Source organism: Agromyces binzhouensis, assembly GCF_004135055.1.
Lineage (GTDB): Bacteria > Actinomycetota > Actinomycetes > Actinomycetales > Microbacteriaceae > Agromyces > Agromyces binzhouensis.
In genome coordinates this window covers 1-2,720 of record NZ_SDPL01000419.1, presented here as the reverse complement: position 1 = coordinate 2,720, position 2,720 = coordinate 1, and the positions used below count along the sequence as shown (strand labels likewise).

General features: G+C 72.8%; 2 protein-coding genes. One reads left to right on the top strand and one right to left on the bottom strand.

All coding sequences use genetic code 11. From position 1 onward, the window contains the following. Positions 1-1,225, bottom strand: a 1,225-nt coding sequence (radA, locus tag ESO86_RS15085; RefSeq protein ID WP_129235716.1) for a DNA repair protein RadA, incomplete at its 3' end; no start/stop codon positions are given. A gap of 228 nt (positions 1,226-1,453) precedes the next feature. Between radA and ESO86_RS15080 the strand changes: the two genes are divergently transcribed. Further along, the coding region (locus ESO86_RS15080) for an iron-containing alcohol dehydrogenase (protein WP_165307954.1) at positions 1,454-2,720 on the top strand (1,267 nt) is incomplete at its 3' end.

The following is a 2,720-nucleotide window of genomic DNA, read 5'->3' as shown; positions in this document are numbered from 1 at the left end:
CCGATGCGACCGGTCGCACCTCGCCGGCGAGGCTGATCTCGCCGACCGCGGCGAGGTCGTGCGGCACCGCGCGATCGCGCATCGCGCTCGCGATCGCCACGGCGATCGCGAGGTCGGCCGCCGGCTCGATGAGGCGCACGCCGCCGACCGTGGAGACGTACACGTCGTGCTCGCCGAGCTGGCGGAGGCCCGCGCGCCGTTCGAGCACCGCGATGATCATGGCGACCCGCGACGGGTCGACGCCGTTCACGACGCGCCGCGGCTGCGGCGCCTTCGTGCCGACGACGAGCGCCTGCACCTCGACGGGCAGCGCTCGTCGGCCCTCGAGGGCGACGGTCACGCACGTGCCGCTCACGGCGTTCCGTGAGCGGCTGAGGAAGAGCCCGGACGGGTCGGGCACCTCGGCGATGCCGTCGCCCGTCATCTCGAAGCAGCCGACCTCGTCGGTCGGCCCGAAGCGGTTCTTCAACGCCCGCACGAACCGCAGCGCGGTCTGCCGGTCGCCCTCGAACTGGCAGACGACGTCGACGAGGTGCTCGAGCAGGCGCGGTCCGGCGATCGTGCCGTCCTTCGTGACGTGCCCGACGAGGAGCACGGGGAGCTGTCGCTCCTTGGCGACGCGGATGAGGGTCGAGGCGACCTCGCGGACCTGGCTCGGCTGCCCGGGCAGCCCGTCGGAGAGCGCGCTCGACACGGTCTGGACCGAATCGACGATGAGCAGCTCGGGGGAGACCTGGTCGACCTGCCCGAGGATCGTGGCGAGGTCGGTCTCGGACGCGAGGTACAGCTCGTCGTGGAGGGCGCCCGTGCGCCCGGCCCGCAGGCGGACCTGCGCGGTCGACTCCTCGGCGCTCACGTAGAGCACGCGGCGGCCCTCCGCGGCGACCCGCGCCGCGACCTCGAGCAGCAGCGTCGACTTGCCGACGCCCGGCTCGCCCGAGAGCAGGATCGCGGCGCCCGCGACGATGCCCCCGCCGAGGACCCGGTCGAACTCGCCCACCCCGCTCGGACGATGGGCCGCGTCTTCGCTCTCGACGATCGCCGAGATCGGCCGCGCGGCACGCCCCGCGCTCGGTGCCACGGCCTGCATGCCTCGCACGATGCCCGTCTCGACCCCGGCCTCGACCACGGTGCCCCACTGCTGGCACTCGGCGCACCGACCGACCCACTTGACGGTGCTCCAACCGCATTCGGTGCAACGGAACGCGGTCGTGGGCTTCGGCATGCTCCGAGCGTAGACCCCGCCGGCGACACCGCCGCCAGGAGCTGCATCGCCGCAGGAATCCGTGTCGTCGCTGTCGATGGCCGCGGTCGCGATCCTGACCGCGGCTCCGATGCGCCTTGACATGTCCCGAAGACATTCGTATGCTTCCCCTACTGCGAATGAACATTCGCAACCGGAATAAACATGCACGGCGATCCGGACTCTGATCGCCCCGAGCGAGAGCGACCGATGATGAATCGCTTCGGCTCCATTACGGACCCGACCGACCTCGACGCCCTGCGTGGCGTGATCTCGGCGAGCGATGGAGCCGATTCGCTCGTTCCGCTCGGCATCACCCGACTGGAGATCTCGCCGACGGCGTCCTCGTCGGCAGCCGAGCAGGTCCGTCTCCTCCTCGAGGCCCGCGGCGTCGTCGCCGACGGAGCGCGCGTGCTCCTCCTCTGCGACACCACGCTGATCCGCCGAGACGGCGAGGACCTGAAGCGGTCGGTCGCCGCCCAGCTCGCGGAAGCCGGGTTCGAGGTCGTGCGGCTCGTGCTCGGCACCCCCGGCCACTCGCTGCACGCCGACGACCGGGTCCTGGATGAGGCGGCCTCCGCGGCCTCGGGCACCGATGCCGTCGTCGTCGTCGGCAGCGGCACGGTCTCCGACATCGGCAAGGTCGCCACCGACCGCGCCGGCGAGGTCCCCCTGGTGCTCGTGCAGACCGCGGCCAGCGTCGACGGCTTCACCGACAACGTCTCCGTCGTGCTCGCCAGCGGGGTCAAGCGCACCATCCCGTCGCGCTGGCCCGACGCCGTCCTGGCCGACACCGTCACGATCGCGACCGCCCCCATCGAGCTGAACACGTCGGGGTTCGGCGAACTGCTCTCCCTCTTCACGGCGCCGGCGGACTGGCGGCTCGCCTCGCTCGCCGGACTCGACGCGAGCTTCCACGTCGCACCGCGCGACCTCCTCCTCGCGTTCGCCGGAGACCCGAGCCAGTGGAGCTCCGGCCTCAGCGACGGGCGACCGGAGCCGATCGAGCGCCTCACGCGCGTGCTCGCGATCCGGGGCATCGGCACGGGCATCGCGGGCACGACCGCGTGCCTGTCGGGTGTCGAGCACCTCGTGAGCCACATGCTCGACATGCACGCCGCGGCTCGAGGGCTGCCGACCGGGCTGCACGGCGCCCAGGTCGGGGTGGCCTCCGTCGTCGCCGCAGCAGCATGGGAGCACTTCGCGGCACGTGCGTCCGCGGAGACGCCGGCGCTCCGGCCCCTCGACATCGAAGCAGCCCGGGTCGAATCGCACGCCACCTTCGTCCACCTCGATCCGACCGGCCGCCTCGGCGCCGAGTGCTGGTCCGACTGCGAACGGAAGCTCCGGACGGTCGACGCCCAGCGCGAGCAGATCACGGCCCTCCTCGCGGATGTCCGGGGCCTGCTCGCCGACGCCGCCTCCTCGCTCGCCACGGCCGGCGCGCTGGCGAGTGCGCTGCGCGGCGCGGGCGCCG